This is a genomic window from Methylobacterium sp. E-065 (assembly GCF_022829605.1).
Lineage (GTDB): Bacteria > Pseudomonadota > Alphaproteobacteria > Rhizobiales > Beijerinckiaceae > Methylobacterium.
Genome location: NZ_JAKSYD010000293.1, coordinates 1 through 1,503, shown reverse-complemented (window position 1 = coordinate 1,503; position 1,503 = coordinate 1). Strand labels below are relative to the sequence as shown.

Here is a 1,503-nt window from a genome sequence, read left to right as displayed (position 1 = left end):
CAAGAACCGCGCCTGAGGCCAGCGCCTACGACGCCAAAGCTGGACGTCGGATCAGCTCAGCCGCACCGTACCGTACCCAGCTTGCGAAGGGGTCCCAATTGCACGCCGATCCGGGGTCCCATTCCAACGCCTTTTGACACCTGCGCACCGTTTTCCAGACCATCTACCAGCTGCAAGGACTCCTGAGCCCCAAGGGCACCGTCCTCGACGTCAACGAGACGGCCTTGAGAGTGGTGGAACGGCGGCTCGACGAGGTCGTCGGCAAGCCGTTCTGAGAAGGGCCGTGGTTCGCGGCGACGTCGGGATTGTCCGACAGGCTACGGGCCTCGGCGGCAGCCGCGGCCGCGGGTTCCACCATCCGCGAGGAGATCGAGGCACGGCTGCCGGACGGGATGCGAACCTTTGAGCTCGCACTCCTCCCGGTGCCGGGACCCGACGGCACCACCACCCTCGTGGTGGTCGAGGCCGTCGACCTGACCGAGCGTCGCGCCGCTGAGGGGCAGCTACGGCAGTCCCAAAAAATGGAGGCGGTGGGGCAGTCGACTGGCGGAATCGCGCACGATTTCAACAATATGCTCGCGGTCATCGTCGGCAGCCTGAACCTGTTGGAGCGGCGGCTTGCCAAGGGCGAGACCGATATTGGGCGCTACGTCGACGCCGCCTTGGACGGGGCGGGCAGGGCCGCCGCCCTGACCCACCGGCTGCTTGCCTTCTCACGGCAGCAGCCCCTGGCGCCCGAGGCCATCGATGCGAACCGCATGGTGGCCGGCCTTGTGGAAGGCCCACGCCGATCCGAGCCAGCTGGAGAACGTGATCCTGAACCTCGGCGTCAACGCCCGGGACGCGATGCCGGACGGCGGCCGGCTTACCATCGAGACCAACAACGCCCACGTCGACGACGACTACGGGCGCGAGCACGACATCGCGTCCGGGCAGTACGTGCTCGTGGCGGTATTGGACACCGGCACCGGCATGGCCGCCAATGTGGTCGCCAGGGCGTTCGACCCGTTCTTCACCACCAAGGCGCCCGGCAAGCGCACCGGGCTCGGCCTCGGCCAAGTCTTGGGGTTCGTGCGGCAATCGGGCGGCCACGTGAAGATCTACTCCGAGGCCGGTCACGGCACGACGCTTAAGATCTACCTCCCGCGCTTCCACGGCGCAGAGGAGGCGCCGCCCGAAGCCCCGCTCCGGGCCGGACGCGGCTCGCGCGGCACCGAGACCATCCTCGTGGTGGAGGAGGACGAGCGCATGCGCGCCTGCTGGGTAGAGTCCCTGCGGGAGCTTGGATACGACGTCTCTCACGCCCCGGGCGGCGCGGACGCCCTGCGCATGTTCGAGGCGGGGCGGACCTTCGACTTGCTGTCGTCGATCAGCGTCAGGATGCGCAGAGAGCGCCCATCGTGCGTCTGGGCTTGCACGAAGTCGAAGCTCCAGACGTGATTGCGGTGAAGCGGTCGTAGCCGCACGCAGGAGCCGTCGTTCAGCCACAGGCGGCTGCGGGGT

At 68.1% G+C, this 1,503-nt stretch carries 3 pseudogenes; 2 read left to right on the top strand and 1 reads right to left on the bottom strand.

Features of this window, described 5'->3' with window-relative positions:
* Positions 1 to 305 precede the first annotated feature (305 nt).
* A pseudogene (locus MKK84_RS36040) lies at positions 306 to 431 on the top strand (hypothetical protein); the annotation flags it as partial.
* Between the two features lie 33 nt (positions 432 to 464).
* Positions 465 to 1,362 (top strand): annotated as a pseudogene (locus MKK84_RS33200) (ATP-binding protein); the annotation flags it as partial.
* Here MKK84_RS33200 and MKK84_RS33195 read toward each other — a convergent pair.
* Positions 1,362 to 1,503: pseudogene (locus MKK84_RS33195) on the bottom strand (IS3 family transposase); the annotation flags it as partial. The pseudogenes MKK84_RS33200 and MKK84_RS33195 sit on opposite strands and share 1 nt — an antisense overlap.